This is a genomic window from Paenibacillus vandeheii, assembly GCF_030433635.1.
Classification (GTDB): Bacteria; Bacillota; Bacilli; order Paenibacillales; family Paenibacillaceae; genus Paenibacillus; species Paenibacillus vandeheii.
In genome coordinates, this window is record NZ_JAROCD010000022.1 from 26,258 (window position 1) to 50,473 (window position 24,216).

Consider the following 24,216-nt stretch of genomic DNA (forward strand, 5'->3'; position numbering starts at 1 on the left):
TTTCCGGATCAACGGAAAATGTAACCCCTGTCGGCGTGCCGTTATATGGGAAGTGAAACAGATGCCTGCCGAATGTTTAATATCCGGGGCGGGAAATAAAACGGAACCGACGCCGATGAAAAAGAGTGTCGGCAATTTCGACAAATTGATTATCGAAGCGAGTGATTAGTCCGATCTCAATATGGGTGTCGCGGTCATATACCTGTACAGGTACGTGATATTCCAGATGATAGATAAAATCGCTATGTTGAGTCAGTTGTCCGTTGTCTTCGCGCAAAACCCGCTCACCTTCCTGGGTTGTGAAATATAAATGTAAGCACCATATAATATCAACTAAACATTTACACGAGAACGGAGCGGACAGAAATAACTTGAAGAAGCGAAGCGTTCGCCTGAAAGCTTTCAGCAAGAAAGCTACATCGGAAGCATATGCTATCCCCGGATTTTCACCTTTTCATAAAGAAATCAAAAAAATCTGGGGATAACAGCGATCGGAAAGTTGTTCTGTCATCGGAGTGCCAGTGTAAATACTCTTTAGTTCAAATTATATAACCAATTCGAATCTCACTTTGTTGATATTATATGAAATATAACAATCGAAGTCTATGCTTCACCTTAGGCTGATCCGAAGGAGGGAACAAGATGAAGTGGATTGTCGGCCTCGGGAATCCCGGCCCGAACTACGCTAAAACCCGTCATAATATCGGCTTTATGGCACTCGATCGACTTGCAGAGCGTCATCATATCTCCATAACGCAGAACAAATGCAAGGCGCTGATTGGAGAAGGTGTAATTGGTGGCGTCAAAACGGTGCTGATTAAACCAATGACGTTTATGAACCTTTCCGGTGAATCGGTAAGGGCCTATATGGATTTTTATAAAGTTAGCCTGGAAGACCTGATTGTCGTCTATGACGACATGGACACGGAAACAGGCAAAGTCAGATTGCGATACCAGGGCAGTGCGGGTGGTCACAATGGAATCAAATCTATTATTCAGCATACCGGTACACAGCAGTTTAACCGGGTACGGATGGGAATATCCCGACCAGAACCGGGACATGCCATTGTAGACTACGTACTGTCGAAGTTTATGAAGAACGAAAAGGAAGCGCTCGATCAAACCATTGAACAGACTTGTGATGCATTGGAGTATAGTTTGGATCATACGTTTGAGCAAACGATGGCGAAGTTCAACGGGTAAACCGTTGTAAGTAAAGCTGGAAAAAATGATCAAGATTCGGGTTCGATTCGGTCTTAATGGGCATACTGAACGTATAAACCATGTTCAGGAGGCATAAACATGTCAGTGAATTATGTGTGTAGGCATTGCCGTACTTTTATTGGACGAATCGATTCTGCCCGAATAACGGAAGCGCAATTAGGCTTTCATTTCTTGACCCCCGACGAGCGGAGGGATATAATAGCGTATAATTCCGGTGGTGATATTACTGTCCGGATTACATGTGATTATTGCAAAGAAGCTCTGGAATTCAATCCTGAGCTGAGCCTGCTTGCGAGCCCGCTTCAATAACGATCTCGCCTGCAGCAAGAACGTATGACAGATGATGGCGGTTGCGGAATACCGCTCCACCTTTATAGCCTTGGCAGCCTGCTGAGGCTTCTTTTCAGTTGGGACGAAACAAGACTATATTTAAATTCGCGCTCAGCCACATCAAACCGATGTGGCAAAGTAGCGATTAATCCTTTATGATGAAACAGGACAAAAAGGAATTTGTATCCAATTTTAATGTGGTGACCCTGCGCGCAGGCGTGAGATACTCAAGTAAGTTATAAGAGAGGTGCCCCTTTTGTTACAAGCACTTATACAAGCTTTTTCCAAAGATCCCGACTTCGGGTCCATTACGTCCGGGATTACATCCGGCATGAAGGAGCAATTGGTTTCGGGCTTATCCGGATCGGCGCGTCAGATTATGCTGGCTGCCCTACATCAGGAAATGAACCGACCCCTGCTCGTTGTGACACATAATATGTTTTCCGCTCAAAAAATCGCAGAAGATTTACAGGAAGCGCTTTCACCGGATCAGGTGCTGCTCTATCCTGCCAACGAACTAGTTGCCGCTGAAGCTGCTGTTTCCAGTCCGGAAACATTGGGTCAGCGTATTGATGTGTTGGTCCGCTGCGCCCAGGGATTCAGGGGCGTTGTTGTTATTCCTTTTTCCGGGGTACGGCGCTATGTTCCACTTCCAGAAGTGATGGCTAATGCTCAGATTACAATTAAACAAGGCAACACGCTTGAGCTGGATTCATTCCTGCTGGAGATGGTGAAGCTCGGATATGAACGCGTGGAGCGTGTAGAATCACGCGGTGAGATGAGCGTACGTGGAGGGATTATTGATTTCTATCCAGTTACATCGTCCATTGCGTACCGGGTGGAATTATTCGACGATGAGATCGATTCCATCCGGACATTTGATCCGGCAGACCAGCGTTCCATTGAACGAATTGACGAAGTCACGGTACTGCCGTGCAAAGAGTTAATTGCAGATCGCGAACGTATGGAAAAGGCTGCGGATGCAGCCGTTGTTTTGCTTGAGCAACAGCTGGAGAAAATGACGGACCGGCAGGCGAAGCTTCGTCTGCGAGAAGAAATCCATCGCGAGATCGAACTTCTTCGGGAGCATGTGTATTTCTCTGAAATGTATAAATATATTTCACCGCTCTATCCGGAGAATAAGACCATCTACGACTACATGCCGGAAGATACGTTGCTTGTACTCGACGAGCCAGCAAGGCTGGCGGAGACATCGAAACAGCTTGACCGGGATGAGTCGGAGTGGAATCTGCATTTGATGCAAAATGGGAAGACCCTTCCAGACCTTCATCTGTCAGCCGATGGAGATGATCTGATATACGAGCGTCCTTTCCAAACGCTGTTTATGTCCATCTTTTTGCGTCAGGTTCCTCATACCCAACCGCAGAACATCCTCAACTTTATCAGTCGCGGTATGCAGGACTTCCATGGTCAGATGAACGTGCTCAAAGCAGAGATGGAGCGCTGGCAGAAAGCCGGAGTGAAGGTGCTCATGCTGGCCAACGGTGAGGAAAGACTTGATCGCATGCGCCGGGTACTAATGGACTATGATATACCTGAGCCGGAAATGCTGATTGGCAATCTGCAAACTGGATTTGAAATGCCTTCTATTCATCTGGCTGTTGTTACTGAAGGCGAGATGTTCTCGCAGAAGCAGCGCAAAGTGCGCAAACCGGTTCGCAATGTGGACAATGCTGAACGAATTAAATCCTATAGTGAGCTGAAAGTGGGCGATTATGTCGTTCACCAAAACCACGGGATTGGTAAGTATCTCGGGATCGGCACACTTGAGGTTGGCGGTATTCACAAGGATTACATGCATATTCTCTATGCGGGTGGAGACAAACTGTCTGTACCGATTGAGCAGATTGATCTGATTCAGAAATATGTCGGTTCAGAAGAGAAAGAGCCGAAAATATATAAGCTGGGCGGTAATGAGTGGACACGCGTTAAAAATAAAGTCCGCACATCTGTACAGGATATTGCTGATGATCTAATCAAGCTTTATGCGGAACGCCAGACGTCCAAAGGTTTTGGCTTCGACAAAGATTCTGCGGAACAGCAGGAGTTCGAGGACATGTTCCCTTATGATGAGACACGTGATCAGGTGCGTGCAATTGAAGAAATCAAGAAGGATATGGAACAAAATCGTCCGATGGACCGTTTATTGTGTGGAGATGTCGGTTACGGTAAAACCGAGGTCGCTATTCGTGCTGCATTTAAGGCGGCCATTGAAGGGAAACAGGTTGCTGTGTTAGTTCCTACAACGATTTTGGCACAGCAGCATTATGAAACGTTCCGTGAGCGATTCTCCGGTTATCCATTCAACATCCATGTACTTAGCCGATTCCGTTCACGTAAAGAACAGAATGAGACGGCCAAAGGCATTAAGGCGGGTACTGTCGATATCGTCATCGGTACCCATCGGTTATTGTCACAGGATCTGGTCTTCAAGGATCTTGGACTCTTAATAGTAGATGAAGAACAGCGCTTCGGTGTAACGCACAAGGAAAAACTGAAAAAGCTGAAAACAAACGTGGACGTGCTGACACTGACAGCGACGCCGATTCCGCGTACCCTTCACATGTCCATGTTGGGTGTTCGGGATCTATCGGTTATCGAGACACCACCAGAAAATCGTTTTCCGGTCCAGACTTATGTTGTTGAACACAGTCAGGCGCTTGTTCGCGAAGCCATTGAACGTGAACTGGCTCGTGGCGGTCAGGTTTACTACCTGTATAACCGTGTACAGGGAATTCAGGAGATGGCCGCGGAGATATCCGAGTTGGTTCCTGAAGCCAGGGTTGGTGTGGGACATGGGCAGATGTCGGAAACGGAGCTGGAGAAGACTATTCTGGACTTCCTGGATGGCGAATATGATGTGCTCGTCAGCACAAGCATCATTGAGACCGGGGTGGATATTCCAAACGTAAATACCCTGATCGTGCATGACGCGGACAAAATGGGGCTCTCCCAGCTGTATCAGCTGCGTGGACGGGTGGGTCGTTCCAACCGGATTGCATATGCCTATTTCACGTACCAACGGGACAAAGTGCTGACCGAAGTCGCTGAGAAACGACTGCAATCGATCAAGGAATTCACCGAACTAGGTTCCGGATTCAAGATCGCGATGCGCGATTTGTCGATCCGCGGCGCGGGCAATCTGCTCGGAGCTGAACAGCATGGCTTCATTGCGTCCGTCGGGTTCGATCTGTATTCTCAGATGCTTGCAGAGGAAATCAACAAACGCAAAGTGACGATGCTCGGCGAAGAGCCGGTGCCATCCGATCAGTGGAATACAACGCTGGATCTCAGTATCGATGCGTACTTGCCGTCTGATTATATTTATGACAGTATTCAGAAGATTGAGATTTACAAAAAGGTGGCGGTTATTGCCTCCTTCGATGATGCGATGGAACTGGAAGACGAATTGGTTGACCGATTCGGCGATCTTCCGGAAGCCGTGATTAACCTGCTGGCGGTAGCCAGAATGAAAGTCTATGGCAAGATCTACGGTATTGAGTCGATTTCCCAACGCGGTGACGATCTTACAGTGAAGTTCTACGAAGGCCGTGAACATGCCTTTGAGCTCTCTAAAATCGCACACATTGGAAATCAGTTCGAAAGACGTGTACAATTTGAACAAGGACCCCATATGCTTATTCATGTCAAAGGCAAAGGGCTTGGGGACAAGCAACTGATGGAGCTGGTAGAGAAATTTCTGGAGTCCATGAAAAGTGCTTTTAAATCAAAGGGGGAACTAAAGGATGTTAGCAAAGTATAAAAAAGTAGGGAAGGTACTGTCTGTGAGTATGGTAGCAGTACTGTCCTTATCACTTCTTGCCGCTTGCGGCAAGAAGGAAGAAGCAACAACGGAAACAAAGGATACAAGTGCTGTAGTCGCTACGTATGAAGGCGGTACAATTACAGCCAATGAATTTGACATGGAGCAACGGGTCATGAAATTCCTCTATCCGGAATATGCACAAATGATGGATATGGATGATTTCAAGGAATACCTGGTGAAACAGGAAGTTGCTTATGAATATTTGAGTGGAAAAGCAAGTGATGCAGCCAAAACCGAAGGTGCCAAAACAGCGACAGAGCAATTCGACAAAATGAAAGCTTCTGTTCAAGCGGACCAATGGACTGAGATGCTGAAAGCTCAGAATCTGACAGACCAGAACATCAAGGATTACATGACTCGCATCATGACAGTAATTAAGGACAAAGAAACAGGCGTTACTGAAGATGCGATTAAAGCTGAATTCGAGAAAAATAAAGATCAGTTCACGACGGCTTCCGTTCGTCACGTACTGATCAACTTTACTGATCCAAAAACGCAAAAAGAGCGTAAAAAAGAAGATGCATTGAAACTTGCGAAAGAAGTGAAAGCAAAATTGGACGGCGGAGCAGACTTTGCTGAAATTGCGAAGAAATACTCCGAAGATACAGGTTCTGCAGAAAACGGCGGCTTGTATGAAGATACACCTGTAGCCAGCTGGGTAGAGGCGTTCAAGGAAGCGGCCAAAACGCTGCCATTGAACAAAATCAGTGATCCTGTAGAGACTGAATATGGTTATCATGTCATGAAGGTAGAGAAACGCACAGAAGCGGACTACGCGAAATTGACTGCTGAACAAAAAGAAACACTGAAAAGTCAATTGGCTGCTGCTGAGATCGACACATTCATGACCAGCGAACTGGACAAAATCGTTAAAGAAGTAAACCTGCCAAAAACAGACAAGGCTGAAGAAGGCACGACTGAGGGCACAACTGAAGGCACAACCGGTACAGGAACGGAAAAGGGTACTGAGGGTGAAAAAACCGATGCGGGTACAGATACCAAAACGGATCAAGGAACAACCGGAACCGAGAAGGATACAACAACAGGTGAAGGGTCAGATACAAGCGGCAAGTAAGATAGCGGGTGCATGCACTCAGCAAATACGTTTGTTGGAGTGATACACTGGACGGTTCAAATATGGACAACCATACAGAAAAGCAAGAAGGGGACTAAAGGCCTCCCTCTTGCTTTTCCTTGTATCTATGGAGAGAAGTGGGTACATGGTCGCCTTCTGTGGAAGTTTACACAACTATATTCTCCAAAGTATGTATAAGGAAATGGGAACAGATAAATACTATTGTCAAGATATCACACTAAACGTTCTGGGACTTTCCTCTACCCATTAAGGAACAGTAGTTGAAAAATCTTCTCGAGAAAGTGGGGCAACATGTGAAATGAAAGCTACTGGTATTGTCCGCCGTATTGATGACCTCGGTCGAGTGGTCATTCCGAAAGAAATCCGCCGTACGTTACGTATCCGTGAAGGCGATCCACTTGAGATTTTTGTGGACCGCGATGGAGAGGTTATTCTTAAAAAATACTCGCCAATTGGCGAACTTGGTGATTTTGCCAAAGAATATGCAGAGTCGCTGTATGAAAGCACAGGCCATGTAACAATGATCTCTGACCGTGATACGATTATTACGGTAGCAGGTGGCTCCAAGAAAGAGTATCTGGACAAGCAGGTAGGGCCACTGCTGGAGAGTTGCATGGAAAATCGCAAGACAATCTTGGAGACCAACAATGGTTCTTATGAGCTTAGCAAAGATCATGACGAGACGTTATCATCGTTTGTTATTGCCCCGATTATTTCGGGTGGTGACCCCATCGGAACAGTTATTCTTTTCAACAAGGATGAATCGGTGAAGATGTCTCAGATGGAAATTAAAATGTCCGAGACGGCTGCCGGGTTCCTTGGCAAACAGATGGAACAATAAACAGCAGATTAACTCCTGATGCCCTGAGGGTATACAGGAGTTTTTGCATTTTAGGAAAGCAGTAGACAGTCTGAGTGATATCCTGAAGGGCAGGATGCCTTGAAGGGTTAGTCTGTGCGCCTTTGGACAGGTATAATAGCTAGGTATACGTTGAAGGGAAGAATGCACGGACAAACGCAGGAGGGACATATGAATCAGTCGTCTACAGGCTCAAGATTGCTTCAGGGTGCATTTGTGCTTGGGCTTGCCGCCATTATATCCAAAATCATTGGTGCTTTTCAGAAGATACCGCTACAGAACCTGGGGGGAGACGGTGTTTTTGGCATCTACAATACGGTATACCCGTTCTACATGCTCATCATTACTGTTGCTGCCGCCGGATTGCCTGTGGCTGTATCCAAATTCGTAGCCGAGCAGAATGCTCTTGGCAGACCGGAGGAGGGCAGACGAATTATCCGTTTATCCTCGATGCTGCTCGGTGGGATCGGACTGGTATTGGCCTTATTGATGTATACAGGCGCACCGCTTATCGGCAATTGGATTGGCAACGGAAGTGTCGTGACGTCCATTCGGGCAGCTTCTATGGCTTTGTTGTTTGTACCCGTGATGACAGGGCTGCGTGGATATTTTCAGGGTTTGCAGCAAATGGTGCCTACAGCCGTTTCCCAGGTGGTGGAACAGACTGTTCGGGTCACCGTGATGATTGTTCTGTTGTTGTGGCTCATGCGGCGGGACGCCTCATTGGAGACCATAGCGGCTGGAGCCATGCTTGGATCAGTGGCAGGCGGGTTTGCCGGGTTAGTCACCATGCTTGGGTATGTATACCATCATCGACGGAAAAATGGCGTACGGCCCGCTGTTATGCAAGGTGCTGAATCGGTAACGGGACAACCGTTTGATGCGACAGCTGTTCCAGGCGGACCTCTTACTGAACAGCGCCGATCCAACCGGGATTGGATCAAAACACTGCTAATGTATGCCATTCCGGTCTGTCTCGGATCACTGGCTGTGCCATTGATGAATCTGGTGGATACCTTTACGGTGCCCCGATTGTTAAGACGAGAAGGGTTGGATGAGCTTCAATCCATGGTGTCCTTCGGAATTTATAACCGTGGTCTGCCGCTGGTTCAGTTGGTGACGATGCTTGCCACGTCACTGTCTGTGCTCTTTATTCCGGCGATGGCCGAAGCCCGGCTGAAGGGCGGGCCGGGAGCCGTGAGGCAGCAAGCAGGCCTCGCGCTGCGCTGGTTCTGGTTGATCGGTCTGGCGGCATCCGCCGGTTTGGCGGTGCTGGCAGAACCGATTAACCGCATGCTGTACGGGGATGCCGCAGGCACCGAAGCTCTGCGGTACATGGCGCTGACGGCAGCGGGCAGCACCGTCAGCATTATCGCGGCGGCGCTGCTGCAAGGCCTCGGCGCCGTGCGCGCACCCGCGTTCAGCATGCTGGCCGCCGCAGGCGTCAAGGTGCTGCTGAACGTCATGCTTGTGCCGGCGCTGGGCATCAGCGGCGCGGCCCTGGCAGGCGCAGTCGCCTACATGCTGGCGGCTGGCCTGAATGTGGCGCTGCTGGCGCGGCTTGTCGCCCTGCGCCCGGCCCCTGGCGCCGTCCTGGCGAAGCCGGCGCTGGTAATCGCCGCCATGAGCCTGGCGGCGGCAGGCACGGCCTGGGCCGCCGAAGCGCTGCTCGGCGGCATCGGCATCGCGGCCGATCGCCGGCTGGCCGCGATGGGCGTGAGCCTGCTTGGCATAGCCGCAGGCTCAGCCGTGTTCTTGCTGGTAGCGGCCCGGACGGGGCTGCTGACCGCCACAGAGCTGGCGGCTGTGCCGAAGCTGGGGCCGCTGCTAACCAAGCTGCTGCGCAGACTGCGTGTGCTGCGCTAAACCCTGCGTTGCGCTGTTCCACTTAGCGCTACGCCGTTCATTCATCCCGGCTCTTACCTTCTAAAGCGGAGCAGCAGAGACTGAATGAGTCAGACCGTATCATATGCAAATGCCATTATAGGATAACGTCTAATTCTGGTATAATACGTGTAATTATAGAGCCCTGTTCTGCTTTATGTATGGCCCATCCACGATTGGTTTGACGAAGGATGGAGAGAGTCGGAACAGGAAAGTTCGGATGGAGGCTTATAAACATGAGTGCAGCTTTGACAGTAGTCGGTCTTGGATCTGGAGATGCCGATCAGCTGACGGTAGGAATCATCAAAAAAATGAAACATGCAGCGATGCTGTATGTGCGCACACTGGATCATCCCGTATTGAATGATCTGAAGCAGGAAGGACTGGAGATGACATCCTTTGATGCCATCTATGAGGCGAAAGATTCTTTTCCGGAAGTGTACGACGAAATTGCAGACCGACTGATTGAGGCCGCACGCAAGGGCGAGCCGGGTACCGAGATCGTTTATGCCGTGCCAGGGCATCCCATGGTCGCTGAAGCGAGTGTACGCCTGTTGAAGGAGCGCTGCCCGCAAATGGGCATTTCGCTGCGTGTCATGGGCGGAGAGAGTTTTCTGGATGAAGCGTTTATTCGTCTTGGATTCGATCCTATTGAAGGTTTTCAGCTTCTCGATGCCAGCAGTCTGAATACGGAACTGGTGCAGCCACAGCTCCATACCTTGATTGGACAAGTCTATGATGTGTTTACCGCTTCCGACGTAAAACTGTGCCTGATGGACGTTTACCCTGACGATTATCCGGTATTTGTCGGACATGCCTTGGGTGTACAGGGCCAGGAGATCATTCACAAGGTACCGCTGCATGATCTGGACCGCATTGAGGGATACGGTAATTTATCATTGATATATGTGCCAAAAAATACGGATGAAACGCTTCGTCGACGCTCCTTCGCACGACTGCATGAAATCGTGAATATCCTTCGCAGTCCAGGTGGCTGCCCTTGGGATCAGGAGCAGACCCATCAGTCGATTCGCAAAAACCTGATCGAGGAAACCTATGAAGTCATTGAAACGATTGATGAAGATGACCCTGATCACATGAAGGAAGAGCTGGGTGATCTCCTGTTGCAGATTTTGCTGCACTCCCAGATGGAAGAAGAGGTTGGCACGTTTAACGTGTACGACGTTATTGAAGGATTGAACGACAAGTTGATATTCCGTCACCCGCATGTATTTGGTGAACAGCAGGCAGAGAATGCGAATGAAGCGTTGCAAAACTGGGAACAGATGAAGGCAGAGGAGAAAAAGCGCAAGGGACAGGATCTGCAGCAGATATCTGTGTTGGACGGTATTCCCCGTGACTTGCCTGCCTTGATGAAAGGGTACAAATTACAGAAAAAAGCGGCCAAAGTCGGCTTCGATTGGGATGATGTGAATGGTGTCTTTGCCAAGATTGAGGAAGAACTGGCCGAGCTGAAAGAAGCGGTACAGCATAATCAGTCTGCGGAAGAGCGGAAGCTTGAACTGGGTGATTTATTGTTTGCGACCGCCAATGTAGCGAGATTTATTGATACAGATCCGGAGGAGGCACTTGCCGCCACCAATCGGAAATTCATTCAGCGTTTCCAGTTTATCGAGGAGCGTCTGCGTGAACAGGGAAGAACCCCGTCAGACAGTAATGTCGATGAAATGGAGCAATTCTGGCAGGCCGCGAAGAAGGCTGGACTGTAAAGGGCTCTGGCATTTTGGGCGCTGATCCGATATCATTCACATAGGTGAGCATTTTGCATAGTGCATCATGCGTATCCTGTTGTCGAAGCACCTTATCCAAATACGCACGGAAGCGTGTGATTAACGGAGAGGCGTTTCGGGTACTGGGACTTAGACTGTTCTTGGGCAGGAACGACAAAAAGTGAAAAAAGTCGAAGACCGAGGCAGGATTTCAGATGCCAAGCCAGAATACATGTGTAGTAACCTTGCGCGGAGCCAGCAGCAGATCTGTTGCCACGGATTCGCAGATACTTTTTTTTCAATTTGGGAGGCTTTTAAAAATGAACAAAACAGATCTGATTAACAACATTTCCACCAAAAGCGGTTTGACTAAAAAAGACGTTGAGTCCGTATTGAACGGCTTTTTGGGAGAAATTACAGATGCACTTGCCAGCGGAGACAAAGTACAACTGATCGGCTTTGGCACTTTTGAGACCCGCAAACGTTCCGGTCGTACCGGACGTAACCCGCAAACAGGGAATGAAATTGTGATTCCTGAGTCCACCGTTCCTGCGTTCAAAGCAGGCAACAAACTTAAAGAAGCCGTAAAATAATGCGTCTTGATAAATTCCTGAAGGTCTCCAGGCTGATTAAACGCCGCACTGTAGCCAAGGACGTCTCTGAACAGGGACGTGTGCTGGTGAACGGACGTGAAGCGAAGCCCAGCGCCGCTGTCAAAGTGGGCGATGAGCTGACGGTTCAGTTCGGTCAAAAGCTGGTCACTGTGAAGGTGGAACGTCTTGCCGAGAGTACCAAGAAGGATGAGGCGAGCAGCCTCTACACCTTGGTTAAGGAAGAGCCGATCGCCAAGGATAACGGGCTGAACTGGTAACAGGGATGCCAAATATACGTTTGTACCCATTCATTGCAAAATGAAGAGAAGCGCCTTTCCCGTACAGGGAAGGGCGTTTTTGTGTTGATCTGTTATACAGACATTCGGTTTCATCCAACCGTGGTTCTATTCTGTACTTTTGATCCATAAGCTAGGGGTAAGAAGGAGGGGTACATGCCATGGTTGAGCAAAGTAAGATGAAACAGCATCATCTGAGCATGCAGAATCGGAAACTGCTGGATCTGACGGGTGTCTCCAATGTGGAGAGCTTCGACAGTGAGGAATTTTTGCTGCAAACTGAACTTGGGCATCTGACCATCCGGGGGCACAATTTACATATCAAAAACTTAAGCCTGGAGGACGGTTTATTATCCATCGAGGGCACTGTCAGCTCTCTTCAATACCTGGACCCCGGTTCCCAGTCGAAGAACAGTAAAGGCCTGTTCGGCAAGATGTTCCGATGAGTCCGGATACTCAATGGATCACTTTGATGTGGATGCTGATGTCGGGAGCCGTGATGGGGATGGCCTACGACAGTTACCGGGTACTGTCCGGTCAGCTGCGGTTCCCGAGATGGAGCGTCCACACGTTAGATCTGTTGTATTGGGTCGCCTCCGCGCTGTTCGTCTTCCGGATGCTGTATGCCGGGAACCACGGACAGCTGCGGTTTTATGTCTTTTTGGGGCTGATTATAGGGGTTTGCTTCTATTTTTGGCTTTTAAGTGTTACAACCCAGCGTTTTGTGGTAATGTTAATTAAACTCGCAAGAACGCTGATTCATTGGTGTGGACATATCCTTAACATCCTGATCGTTATGCCCGCTAAAGGACTTTACAAGCTAGTGCGCGTATTAATTGGTTTTGTACTCGCCATACTGTTATTCCTGGGTAAGCTGGTGCTGCAATGTTTGGTACCTTTCGGCAAGTTGTTCCGCTGGATGTTTAGGCCAATCCTGAAACATTGGGTTACGCCGCGTTGGATGATCCGTGCGGGTTCAAGTATCGCAGCGATGTGGAAACGCTGGTTTTAAGGAGGTCCGATAATGGGTAAAACACCTATGAACAAATCTAAAGCTCCAGCAGGGCAAGGAAAATCTGCAGGTGCCAAAAGGCGCCTCATGCTCTGGATGACTTTTATGGTCGTGTTTATTATTTGGGCAGGATATACGTTCCTTGTGCAGACTGCGCAAATTTCGGACAAGAGTTCTCATCTGGCTGCCCAGCAATCTTCAAAGGAAGAGACATTGAAGAAGCTGGATCAATTGAAGTATGAAGTCAGTCGGTTGAAGGATCCCGAATACATAGGACAGCTGGCTCGGAAAAAAGGATACTATCTGCCTGAGGAAACACCAATTCAGGTTGAAGAGTCAGGGAACTGATGTAATTTGGCTCATTATCGAGCAAGGATTGTTATCTACATGTCTGAAGCCGTTATACCGGAAAAAATAGGCTGCCTTAAGGGGTAGTGCTCAGTTGACCTTGGTTTGCGGCATAAGGTATAATTACATTAGCACAGCATTGATTTTGGCATTCAAAAAATCGGGTTGTATATTTTTAAGGGAGGATCATTTTATTCTATGGCAATTGAAGTGGGCACCAAGTTAGAGGGCAAGGTGACAGGCATCACGCATTTTGGAGCATTTGTGGATCTGTCAGGAGGTGTCACGGGTCTCGTTCACATCTCGGAAATCGCCGACAATTATGTCAAAGATGTCAACGACCACCTGAAGCTTAATGACCTCGTTACCGTTAAGGTCATCAACGTTGACAAGGATGGCAAGATTGGGCTTTCCATTAAGCAAGCTGTTGACAAACCGGTTGAGCAACAAACACAGTCCAGACCCCCAAGAGCTCCTAGACCGGAACGCAGTGGAGGAGATCGCGAACGATTCAGCGGCGGAGGCCCAAGTGGTGGCCAAGGTCGTGGCGGCGGTGGCGGTGGTGGATTTAACCGTGACCGCGGAGGCCGTTCTTTCAAGCCCGCAGCAGGCAAACCTTCATTTGAGGATAAAATGTCACGCTTCCTGAAAGATAGCGAAGAACGGATTTCTTCGTTGAAGAAGAACACAGAGGGCAAACGTGGTGGCCGTGGAGCCAAGCGCGTGTAATCTGGTTCAACCTGATTTAAAATATAAGAAAAACCGTTAGCCTTAGGGCTGGCGGTTTTTTTGCGTTTGTATTTTGATTTTGGAGTTTAACGGGTCAGTTTTACACAATAGACTGGATTTATAGCCGTTTTTGTAAAGTGAAGCTCCATATCCCCAGCTTTTCTGCACAGGAAAAAAAGTACATAAGAACATTTGTCGTCTACCATTTTTTACCGACAGGTTTCCGTGGCATTCCACAGGTATCCTGCTCATATCGTGGCGAAGCCGAAGGGCTTCTAGTTCAAAATCAGACAAGCGCCTTGTCGGCGGGGGATTGCCAAAGGGATGAAACCACAATAAGGCCGGGGGTTCCGCACCACCGCGCCGCATCTGTTTCTTTTGTCGTAAAGTTTTTGAAGCCTGCCCACCAATTCTGACAAACTACGTCTTCTATTCTATCTATAATCAGAACCATCGAGAACGAAACATGAAAATTAAATTAATCGAATGGGGTGCCTTGAGGATGATGGAAAAGTGGAATGTCATTCAATTTCCGGGAATGAAAGCTGGTAAAGGAGGTACGGAAGCTCGGGAGGAGCTGTCAGTACGTCTTAAGCAGTGGATTAGCTCCCGCAAGGCCATCCAGATCGTTGCTGCACGTAAATGGGTGTTGCTTCTTACTTTTATGGGATTTTTGCTGGGCAAGGCCATGATTCTGAATGAATTATCGCCCTTTGCGATTGCTTACTTTGCGGTAATAGCCTTCATGCGCAGGGATTACATTATTCCGGTAGGTGCCGCGTTGCTGGCAGGCAGTCTCTTTGCCCCGTTTCCAGTACCGCTGATTGTTTCTTCGGAGATCGCCATCTTCTATCTGTTGTTCAGAGGACTGGAGTCTTATGACCGCGCTGAATTATCTTATGCGCCAACGATGGTGTTTACGACTACTTTTATGGTCAAGTTATTCGCCGTCGTGATAGGGCCGTCTTTCAGCTGGTACGCGATGCTGATGCTGACCATGGATTCCGTACTCAGCTTCGTGCTCACCCTGGTTTTCATACAAGCCATACCGATCTTCACGTATCGCAAAAAAAAATTCAACCTAAAGAACGAGGAGATCCTCTGTCTAATCATCTTGCTGGCCTCCGTGATGACGGGAGCCGTGGGCTGGACGATTCAGTCCCTGTCCGTCGAGCATATGCTCTCCCGGTATCTCATTCTGATCTTTGCCCTGGTGGGCGGAGCCCCCCTGGGAGCCTCGGTTGGGGTCATTACTGGCCTCATTCTGAGTTTGGCCGACATGTCGGCGGTATATCAGATGAGTCTGCTTGCTTTTGCAGGCATGCTTGCGGGTATGCTCCGGGAGGGGAAACGTGCTGCGGTCGCGTTAGGTATGCTGCTGGGCTCCTCCATTCTATCCATCTATCTGGGTGGTCCGGGAGACGTCATGAACTCCTTATGGGAAACGTGTGCAGCCATCGTTCTGTTTATGCTGACGCCAAAAAGCATGCTGACGGCCATATCCAAATATGTTCCTGGCACGCAGGATCACACAAAATCGCAGCATGAATATGCGAAGAGAATACGGGATGTCACCGCAGAACGGGTTACCCGCTTCTCGCAGGTATTCCGCCAGTTGTCACGCAGCTTCGATCAGATGTCCGGCGCGGGGGAGCCGGTACAGAACGAAGGCGGGATGGAGCATTTCATGAATGCCGTAGCCGAAGGGACTTGTTCGGGTTGCTTTAAGAAGGCCCAATGCTGGGATGCGAAGTTTATTCAAACCTATAAATATATGACGGATGTGATGAGCTCTATTGAAGCCAACCCGGAGATGTCAGGCAAGCAGATTCCGGTGGAATGGAACAGGGTATGTGCGAAACCGGAGGAGGTACTTGAAGTGATGCGCGCCCAGTATGGTCTGCATCAACATAACATGCAATGGAAACGTCAGATTATAGATAGTCGACAGCTGGTTGCAGAGCAATTATCAGGGGTATCCCAGGTGATGGAGGACCTGGCGAAAGAAATTCAACGGGAAAGTGATGAGATGGTGCAGCAGGAGGAACAGATTCGGGATGCGCTTGAATCGTTGGGTCTGTCCATACATTCTATTGAAATCATTAATCTGGAAGCGGGGAATGTGGAGATTGAGATTGTTCATGCGTATACACGCGGATTTGACGAATGCCGGAAAATGATCGCTCCGCTGATCTCGGATGTACTGGACGAGCATATTGCCGTCTTGAATGAGACGATGCTCGATCCTCGCCAGGGGCTGGCGACAGTCACCTTTGGCTCTGCCAAAACGTTTGAAATAACAACGGGTGTTGCTGCTGCTGCCAAAGGGGGAGATGTGATGTCCGGGGACAGCTTCAGTACGGTTGAACTCGGCAATGGTACATTTGCGGTTGCGCTTAGCGATGGCATGGGCAATGGGGAACGGGCACGTATGGAGAGCAGTGCTGCGCTAAATATACTGGAGCAGTTGTTACAGTCGGGCATGGATGAGAAGCTGGCGATCAAGTCGGTGAATTCCGTTCTGATGCTGCGTTCTCCTGAAGAAATGTATGCAACGGTCGATATGGCTCTGATCGATGAATATACGGCAGAGACCACGTTTATGAAAATCGGATCGACTCCAAGTTTTATTAAACGAGGGCAGGAGGTTATCCAGGTTTCGGCAAGCAATCTGCCGATTGGAATTATTAAAGATATTGAGGTGGATCTGGTAACCGTACAGCTTCAGCCAGGCGATGTTTTAATTATGATGACAGATGGCATCTATGATGCACCGGGATATGCCGTCAATAAAGAGTTATGGATGAAGCGTCTCATTCAGGAAATTGATAGTGATGATCCTCAGGAGGTAGCAGACTGCCTGCTTGAAAGTGTTATTCGTTATCAGCAGCATGAGATCTATGATGATATGACTGTAATTGTAGGCAAAATAGAACATTATCGCCCGGAGTGGGCCACGTTGAGAGTACCTGGAATAAGCCGGATGGAACGTCCGCGCACCGTCAGTTAATTGCATATTCCTCTGTTTGAAGTCTCTTCATTCTGGCAATGCTAGTCATAGAGTTGGAGAGTAACCCAAAACGGAGGGATATCGGATGAAACAAATCTTGTTGATCACCGACGGTTGTTCCAATGTAGGCACAAGTCCAGTGCTGGCTGCTGCGGAAGCGCGGGAAGAGGGAATTACGGTCAACGTGGTCGGTGTTATTGATTATGGAACCATTGGTGAGTTGGGCAGTCGGGAGATCGAGGATATTGCCAAAGCCGGAGGTGGAATCAGTCAGATCGTAGGCACAAGACAGCTTGCTCATACGATGCAGATGATGACAAGAAAAACGGTGGTTCAGACCATTCAACAGGCGGTTAATAGAGAGTTAACACAAATTTTGGGAGAACACGAGCCGAAAACAGTAACAGACCTTGAACCGGCAAAACGTGCGCAGGTCGTTGAAGTGATGGATGATATGGCCGAGACAACGCCACTTCAGGTCGTGCTTCTCATTGACGTGAGTGCCAGTATGAAGCCGAAGCTGGCGGCTGTGGAGGAAGGGATTCGGGATTTAATGCTTAGCTTGCAGGCACGCATGGGTCAGAGCCATCTTTCCGTCTTTCATTTTCCTGGACGACATAGCGGAGAAGAAGCTGTTATGGACATTGACTGGACAGCTGATCTGAGCCGTGTTCGTTCGCTATTTGGACGTTTGCAAATGAAGGGAGCGACGCCGACAGGTCCTGCGATTCAAAGGGTGATTGATTTTTACCGTTATGGTACACTGGAGGGACAGCAGGAAATAGAAGGGAACTATCGCATTGAAAGAGAAGGGATGCTCGGTGACAACGTTGTCTGACGCCTCTTTCCCGCCAGGTACAGTCATAACAGGGAAATGGAATCGCAGCCGCTATACGATTCGGAAGCTGCTGGGCAAAGGAGCCAACGGCATCGTTTTTCTTGTCCAGCGGGGTGAGAATGGCAAACATTATGCGCTGAAAATGGGATTTGACCCTGTAGATTTGCAATCGGAAATTAATGTGCTCAAATCTTTTCAATTACAGCGTAATCATGAGGCCCTTCGGCAGAGCGGTATTCCTTCCTATCTGAAAGATGTGGATGACTACGCCATTCGTGATCGTGACATTCCCTTTTATGTGATGCGTTACGTTCGGGGGGAGTCTCTGCACCACTTTATTCGGCGACAGGGAACGGACTGGACACTTCTGGTTGGGCTTAGACTCTTGCAGAAGCTGGCTCAATTGCATCAGGCTGGATGGGTATTTGGCGATCTTAAACCCCAAAATGTACTGGTATCGGATTATGGGCAGGTAGAACTTATTGATTATGGCGGAGTGACTTCTATCGGTCGGAGCGTCAAACAGTTCACGGAATGGTATGATCGTGGATTCTGGAATGCCGGCAGCCGAACAGCAGATGGAACCTATGATGTGTTTGCTTTTGCGCTATTACTGATTCATGTACTTGAAGCCGATGCACTCAAAGCGCTGGCTGCAGAAGGATTGCCACAACTGCGAAGTGTGAATCAGCTGACCGTTCTTGTGGAGCGCAGCGAACGCCTCCGCCCATTTCGAAACTGGACCATTCAGGCATTAAGAGGTCAGTTTCAGGATGCCGGACACGCGGCTAAAGCTTGGAAAGAGATGATGGCACGCCCTTCTCCTCTTCGTCGCCGTTCCAAAAGTACAACACCGCGTTGGCTCAAAAATGCATTTGCTGTATCCGTTATATTACTTATTGGAGTACTCATCTATGCACTGCGATTCTGACCTGTGAGCGTGCATATACATAACGTAAGGAATGAGGAACAGGTATGGAGGCTTTACGCTGGAACAAGCTGGTGAATAACGTGCTGGATGCAGCGGAAGAGCATCAGTTATGGGTTCCCGGGGATCGGATTGTCGTCGCAGTATCGGGCGGACCGGACTCGGTAGCTTTTTTGCATATCATGCATGAGATCAGTACCAGGCATGTCCCGCTGGAATTGATTTGTGCCCATGTACATCATGGGTTTCGGAGTGAATCCGATCATGAAGCCGAGATGATGAAGGAACTTGCACACCGGCTTGGCATTGCCTTTGAATGGGTGAAGGCCGATGTACCTTCTTATATGAAGCTTACCGGTCAAGGTCCTCAGGAGGCTGCGCGCAACAAGCGATATGCGTTTTTGCATGAAGTGGCAGCCAAATATGATGCGGCGAGCATTGCACTGGCCCATCATGCCGATGATCAGGCAGAGACGGTAATGCTCCATTTGCTGCGTGGTAGTGGTCTTTCCGGTCTCGTGGGAATGAAGTTTAAAAGGCGAGAAAAAAATGTGGAACTTATTCGTCCATGCCTTCGTATAAACAAGACAGACCTTGTAGAAGCTTGTAATAACCAGGGTTTTCTGTATTTTAATGATGAAAGCAATTCCCAGCGTAAATATCGGCGTAATGCCATTCGCTTGGATGTGCTTCCTTTTTTGGGGCAATATAATGGACAGTTGACGCCGTCTTTGAATCGACTTGCCGAAATTGTGGGTGATGAAGACGATTTCATGGAACAAGGTGCATATGACGCATACAGGTGTCTAGTGCAGGCGAACGGCGGAAGGCAAACCTTTGAGGTGCCTTCCTTTTTGAAGTTACATGTCGCTTTACAACGAAGGTTGATTAAACTAATATTGAATTATCTGCCTTTGGACAGTGATTTTGTCGACTTTACCCGTATTGAAACCATTCGCCGCAAGGTTATTCAGCCTGAAGCGACGACCTGGAGCCTGGATATAGGACAGACACTCGCCTGCACCCGGGAGTATGATCTGATTTCTTTCGGCATACGGACTGACGTACAGGATCAATCTTACGAATATCGTCTTGCTCAATGGAGCGGAACTTATGAGCTTTCTCTCGCGGAAATCGACCGGCATGTTCGGCTCGTTCCGATGAGTCCCGAGGACTATCATGTACCGGAATCGGCGGATCATGCCGCATTTGATGCGGATCAACTGCTTATGCCGCTGGTTGTGCGTTCACGGTTACCTGGAGATACCATGAAAGTGATGGGATTAAACGGAAGCAAAAAGGTGAAAAATATTTTCATCGATGAGAAAATTCCCCCTTCTGTCCGTTCACGGGTTCCCGTGGTATGTGATGGAGCAGGCAATATTATCTGGTTACCGGGTGTTCGCCGGTCTAGTGTAGCTCCTGTCAGGGAGGATACTTCCGCAATCCTGTACATGACTGTAGGCGATTCAGCGATTCAGGGGTAGTGGTTATGGTTCAGGTAAGGCTTTCATATGTATAACTTAGGAGGTTCGCACAGTTGCAGAACGACATTCAGGAAGTATTGATCAGTGAAGAAGAAATTCAGAGTAAAATCAAGGAATTAGGCGCAACAATAAGTGCCGAATATGCAAATCGCAATCCTTTGGTCATTTGTGTGCTCAAGGGTGCGTTTATATTTATGGCTGATTTGGTTAAAAACATTACGGTACCTGTTGAGATGGATTTCATGGCAGTATCGAGTTATGGCGCTTCCACCAAATCATCTGGCGTGGTTAAAATCATTAAGGATCTGGATGAATCCGTTGAGGGACGCGAGGTTCTAATTGTAGAGGACATTATTGATAGTGGACTCACGCTCAGTTATCTGATCGAACTCTTGCAGAACCGCGGCGCTGAATCCGTCCGTGTGGTTACGCTATTTGACAAGCCTTCAGGTCGCAAGGTTGAACTTGAAGCCCATTACACCGGCTTTGACATTCCGGATGCATTCATCGTTGGCTACGGCCTAGATTATGCCGAGAAGTACCGGAACCTCCCTTACATCGGGATTCTGAAACCGGAAGTTTACAGTAACTAATGCTAAAGCTAGTTCCAAGCCCACATCTGTTGGTGGCTTCTGTTGAGAAGCCATGTCGGGCTATGTTAAAATAATTAAAGTGTCTCGAGAGGAGGTAGGGGATGAATCGGTTCATCCGGAATTCTGGTTTTTATTTGATTCTTTTTTTAGTTGTGGTGGGGATAGTCCAGTTCGTCAGCAATGGCGGCGAAGCCACCGATAATCCTAGATATGATCAGTTGCGCACGGCGATCAAGGCCAATAACGTCTCTGAATTGACGGTTCAATTCAACGGTCAGACGTACCTCGTGACCGGTCAATACAGGGAGAAGCCTGACGGAGCCAAATCAGAAAATTTCTCAACGTATATTCCTCCTACGGATGAGGCAATTAGTGAGCTTGTAGCTGCAAGCGAAACAAACAAATTCCAATATCATCAGGAACCTATGAAAGGTGACAGCATCTGGTTGACGTTGCTGACCTCCTTTATTCCTTTGATCATTATGTTCCTGCTGTTCTTCTTCCTGTTTAATCAGGCTCAAGGCGGCGGCGGTAAAGTAATGAACTTTGGTAAAAGCCGTGCCCGTCTTTATAACGAAGAGAAGAAACGGGTTACGTTTGAAGATGTTGCGGGTGCTGACGAAGAGAAACAGGAGCTTGTTGAAGTCGTGGACTTCCTCAAGGACCCTCGTAAATTCGCAGCAGTAGGTGCACGGATTCCTAAGGGCGTATTGCTTGTAGGTCCTCCGGGTACAGGTAAAACCTTGCTCGCTCGTGCTGTTGCCGGTGAAGCAGGTGTACCATTCTTCAGTATTTCCGGTTCTGACTTCGTTGAAATGTTTGTCGGTGTCGGTGCATCTCGTGTACGTGACTTGTTTGAAAATGCAAAGAAAAACGCCCCTTGTATCATCTTTATCGATGAGATTGATGCTGTAGGTCGTCAGCGTGGTGCTGGTCTTGGTGGTGGTCACGACGAACGTGAACAAACACTCAACCAGTTGCTCGTTGAAATGGATGGTTTCGGAGCCAATGAAGGTATTATCATCGTTGCTGCAACGAACCGTGCAGATATTCTGGACCCTGCCTTGCTACGTCCAGGACGTTTTGACCGTCAAATTACGGTTGATCGCCCTGACGTGAGAGGTCGTGAAGCGGTTCTGAAAGTACACTCACGCAACAAGCCACTCACCAAAGATGTGAAGCTGGACATCATTGCGAAGCGTACTACCGGATTCTCCGGTGCAGATCTGGAAAATCTCTTGAACGAATCGGCATTGCTTGCAGCACGTCGTAACCGTAAAGATATTTCCATGAAAGAAGTTGACGAGGCAATTGATCGTGTCATCGTAGGTACGGAGAAGAAAAGCCGTGTCATCAGTGACCGCGAGAAACGAATCGTTGCTTATCATGAAGCAGGCCATACCATTGTAGGTTACTTCCTGGAACATGCCGATATGGTACATAAAGTTACCATTATTCCGCGCGGACGTGCGGGTGGATATGTAATCATGTTGCCAAAAGAAGATCGTATGCTTGTTACTAAGCAAGAATTACTGGACAAAATTACTGGACTCCTTGGCGGCCGTGTTTCCGAAGAACTGTTTATCGGTGAAATCGGTACGGGTGCATACAGTGACTTCCAACAAGCGACGGGTATCGTCCGTAGCATGGTTATGGAGTATGGTATGAGTGAGAAGCTGGGACCTATGCAGTTCGGTAGTTCGCAGGGACAGGTATTCCTGGGTCGTGATATCGGTCACGAACAGAATTACTCGGATTCCATTGCTTACGAGATCGATCAGGAAATGCAACGCTTCATTAACGAATGTTATGAGAAGTGTAAAGACTTGCTTGTTAAACATTCAAAAGAAGTGCATCTGATCGCTCAAACGTTGCTGGAAGTGGAGACATTGGAAATGGATCAGATCAAGCAATTGATCGAGACAGGTGCCCTGACTCCAAAAGATGAGAACAGCAACGATGGAGAAGGTACGCCTAGCGAAGGCGGAGAAGCGATCATCGACAACATCGGTGATGTACGCGTCCGTATCCAAGGCAAAGATGAAACGCCTGAGCCGCCAGCCGGAGATATTCCTAACGAAGCTCCGAATCTGGACAAAGGAAGCAGCAATGACCCGGATGATGGTGGGACGAAGCCGACATCTTAATTTATAACAACCATCTGTCTATAGGACAGATGACAAAGAGAGCCCGCGGGCTCTCTTTTTTTATGGATTAATTCAAATTGTAGAGATAATGATAACCGGGAGCTTTAGGGCGTACTACGTAGGAAATGGGCGGTTATGCCCTTGTTCTGGGGCGTTTTCATTTATTGACAGAGTCGTGAACGTTGTGTACATTAGGTGTTAAACCGCTTGTGATTCGTTTCTCAAGCGAAAATAACGACTTGGATTTGCCATATGAAACAGCGTATGAGGCTGTCCCGATAAGGAGAGGATCACAGGTGGAAGCTCTGGCTTTAGAGCGCAAGGCTGAGATGAACCGGGAGCTGCGCGAGCGGCTGATGGAGTTGAAGAAGGAACGGAATGCCATTATTCTAGCCCATTATTATCAACGTGACGAGGTGCAGGAGGTCGCTGACTTCCGAGGGGATTCGTTCCTGCTCGCTCAGAAGGCAGCACAAACCGATGCGGATGTTATCGTTTTCTGTGGAGTTCATTTTATGGGTGAAAGCGCTAAAATTCTTGCTCCTAACAAAACGGTGATTATCCCTGACGAGCGTGCAGGCTGCCCAATGGCAGACATGGTGAACGTTGAAGGCTTACGTAAATTGAAAGCACAGCACCCGAATGCCAAAGTTGTAACGTATATCAATTCATCAGCTGAGATCAAGGCGGAGACCGACATCTGTTGTACATCGGCCAATGCTGTCAGAGTCATTCAATCTGTTGATTCCGATGAAATCATCTGGGTGCCAGATAAAAATCTGGGACATTATGTGCAACAACATACAGACAAGAAAATGATTATTTGGGAAGGTTACTGCAATACCCACGATATGCTGACGGTCAAAGACGTGGTTGAGATGAGAGCGAAGCATCCTAATGCCGAGTTCGTTGTTCACCCCGAATGTCGTCCTGAAGTTGTCGAGATGGGTGATTTCGTAGGTAGCACAACCGCCATTCTGGAATATTGTAAAAATTCGTCCGCTAAAGAATTTATCGTAGGCACCGAGGATGGTACAGGATACCAGCTGCGTCTGGATAGCCCGGATAAACAATTCCACTTTGCTACCAAGTTCCTCGTATGTCCGAACATGAAGGTTAATAACTTGAAAAAGCTGGTTAAATGTCTGGAAACGATGAAGCCGCAAATTTACGTGCCACCAGCCGTTGCAGACAAAGCCAGAGAATCACTAGAGCGCATGTTACTGGTGAAGTAGCATGCGCTACTCTTGCTCCAAGACAGGTGA

The 24,216-nt window shown here is 48.4% G+C and carries 21 protein-coding genes; 20 read left to right on the forward strand and 1 reads right to left on the reverse strand.

The annotated features are described in order from the left end of the window. Nucleotides 1-76: 76 nt before the first annotated feature. Nucleotides 77-277 carry a hypothetical protein gene (locus P5G61_RS29715; protein ID WP_024633712.1) on the reverse strand — a complete coding sequence of 67 codons (201 nt, stop codon included), beginning with the start codon at nucleotides 275-277 and terminating at the stop codon, nucleotides 77-79. Nucleotides 278-642: 365 nt separating this feature from the next. Between P5G61_RS29715 and pth the strand changes: the two genes are divergently transcribed. The 20 genes from pth to nadA all read left to right on the forward strand — a co-directional run bounded on the left by pth (nucleotide 643) and on the right by nadA (nucleotide 24,186). Continuing rightward, nucleotides 643-1,203 (forward strand): aminoacyl-tRNA hydrolase, encoded by a 561-nt coding sequence (gene pth / locus P5G61_RS29720; RefSeq protein WP_301249778.1) that lies wholly within the window; start codon nucleotides 643-645, stop codon nucleotides 1,201-1,203. A gap of 99 nt (nucleotides 1,204-1,302) precedes the next feature. Continuing rightward, entirely contained in the window at nucleotides 1,303-1,533 is a 231-nt protein-coding gene (gene fin, locus P5G61_RS29725; protein WP_024633714.1) for an anti-sigma-F factor Fin, read from the forward strand. A gap of 277 nt (nucleotides 1,534-1,810) precedes the next feature. Further along, nucleotides 1,811-5,338 carry a transcription-repair coupling factor gene (gene mfd, locus P5G61_RS29730; protein ID WP_301249779.1) on the forward strand — a complete coding sequence of 1,176 codons (3,528 nt, stop codon included), beginning with the start codon at nucleotides 1,811-1,813 and terminating at the stop codon, nucleotides 5,336-5,338. Then, entirely contained in the window at nucleotides 5,322-6,476 is a 1,155-nt protein-coding gene (locus P5G61_RS29735; protein WP_301249780.1) for a peptidylprolyl isomerase, read from the forward strand. Before mfd ends, P5G61_RS29735 begins: the two co-directional genes overlap by 17 nt. Before the next feature lie 319 nt (nucleotides 6,477-6,795). Next, entirely contained in the window at nucleotides 6,796-7,338 is a 543-nt protein-coding gene (gene spoVT / locus P5G61_RS29740) for a stage V sporulation protein T (RefSeq protein ID WP_024633717.1), read from the forward strand. Between the two features lie 189 nt (nucleotides 7,339-7,527). Then, nucleotides 7,528-9,222, forward strand: coding sequence for a putative polysaccharide biosynthesis protein (locus tag P5G61_RS29745; protein ID WP_301249781.1), 1,695 nt, complete (start codon nucleotides 7,528-7,530; stop codon nucleotides 9,220-9,222). A 254-nt stretch (nucleotides 9,223-9,476) separates the two neighbouring features. Then, entirely contained in the window at nucleotides 9,477-10,970 is a 1,494-nt protein-coding gene (gene yabN / locus P5G61_RS29750; RefSeq protein WP_301249782.1) for a bifunctional methyltransferase/pyrophosphohydrolase YabN, read from the forward strand. Nucleotides 10,971-11,290: 320 nt separating this feature from the next. Next, complete coding sequence (locus P5G61_RS29755) at nucleotides 11,291-11,563, forward strand: HU family DNA-binding protein (protein ID WP_017691362.1); 273 nt, start codon at nucleotides 11,291-11,293, stop codon at nucleotides 11,561-11,563. Further along, on the forward strand, nucleotides 11,563-11,841 hold the full coding sequence (locus P5G61_RS29760; RefSeq protein ID WP_024633720.1) for an RNA-binding S4 domain-containing protein: 279 nt from the start codon (nucleotides 11,563-11,565) through the stop codon (nucleotides 11,839-11,841). The genes P5G61_RS29755 and P5G61_RS29760 overlap by 1 nt, the downstream gene beginning before the upstream one ends. A gap of 179 nt (nucleotides 11,842-12,020) precedes the next feature. Next, nucleotides 12,021-12,305, forward strand: a complete 285-nt coding sequence (gene yabP, locus P5G61_RS29765; RefSeq protein WP_024633721.1) for a sporulation protein YabP — start codon at nucleotides 12,021-12,023, stop codon at nucleotides 12,303-12,305. Further along, the gene (gene yabQ, locus P5G61_RS29770) at nucleotides 12,302-12,871 is read left to right on the forward strand and encodes a spore cortex biosynthesis protein YabQ (RefSeq protein ID WP_053778919.1); all 570 of its coding nucleotides are present in this window, start codon (nucleotides 12,302-12,304) and stop codon (nucleotides 12,869-12,871) included. Before yabP ends, yabQ begins: the two co-directional genes overlap by 4 nt. A gap of 12 nt (nucleotides 12,872-12,883) precedes the next feature. Continuing rightward, nucleotides 12,884-13,219 carry an FtsB family cell division protein gene (locus tag P5G61_RS29775; protein WP_063567554.1) on the forward strand — a complete coding sequence of 112 codons (336 nt, stop codon included), beginning with the start codon at nucleotides 12,884-12,886 and terminating at the stop codon, nucleotides 13,217-13,219. 198 nt (nucleotides 13,220-13,417) lie between these two features. After that, on the forward strand, nucleotides 13,418-13,948 hold the full coding sequence (locus P5G61_RS29780) for a S1 domain-containing RNA-binding protein (RefSeq protein ID WP_053778917.1): 531 nt from the start codon (nucleotides 13,418-13,420) through the stop codon (nucleotides 13,946-13,948). 502 nt (nucleotides 13,949-14,450) lie between these two features. After that, the gene (gene spoIIE / locus P5G61_RS29785; protein WP_301249809.1) at nucleotides 14,451-16,958 is read left to right on the forward strand and encodes a stage II sporulation protein E; all 2,508 of its coding nucleotides are present in this window, start codon (nucleotides 14,451-14,453) and stop codon (nucleotides 16,956-16,958) included. Between the two features lie 85 nt (nucleotides 16,959-17,043). Beyond that, nucleotides 17,044-17,796: a vWA domain-containing protein gene (locus tag P5G61_RS29790; protein WP_301249783.1), complete on the forward strand. Its 753-nt coding sequence runs from the start codon at nucleotides 17,044-17,046 to the stop codon at nucleotides 17,794-17,796. Further along, nucleotides 17,780-18,727, forward strand: coding sequence for a serine/threonine protein kinase (locus tag P5G61_RS29795; protein ID WP_301249810.1), 948 nt, complete (start codon nucleotides 17,780-17,782; stop codon nucleotides 18,725-18,727). Before P5G61_RS29790 ends, P5G61_RS29795 begins: the two co-directional genes overlap by 17 nt. A gap of 44 nt (nucleotides 18,728-18,771) precedes the next feature. Then, a complete protein-coding gene (gene tilS / locus P5G61_RS29800) occupies nucleotides 18,772-20,211 on the forward strand; it encodes a tRNA lysidine(34) synthetase TilS (RefSeq protein WP_301249784.1) in 1,440 nt (479 codons plus the stop codon). Nucleotides 20,212-20,264: 53 nt separating this feature from the next. Then, a complete protein-coding gene (gene hpt / locus P5G61_RS29805) occupies nucleotides 20,265-20,804 on the forward strand; it encodes a hypoxanthine phosphoribosyltransferase (protein ID WP_024633729.1) in 540 nt (179 codons plus the stop codon). Nucleotides 20,805-20,905: 101 nt separating this feature from the next. After that, nucleotides 20,906-22,951 carry an ATP-dependent zinc metalloprotease FtsH gene (ftsH, locus tag P5G61_RS29810; protein WP_301249785.1) on the forward strand — a complete coding sequence of 682 codons (2,046 nt, stop codon included), beginning with the start codon at nucleotides 20,906-20,908 and terminating at the stop codon, nucleotides 22,949-22,951. A 296-nt stretch (nucleotides 22,952-23,247) separates the two neighbouring features. After that, nucleotides 23,248-24,186, forward strand: coding sequence for a quinolinate synthase NadA (gene nadA / locus P5G61_RS29815; protein ID WP_024633731.1), 939 nt, complete (start codon nucleotides 23,248-23,250; stop codon nucleotides 24,184-24,186). Nucleotides 24,187-24,216 lie beyond the last annotated feature (30 nt).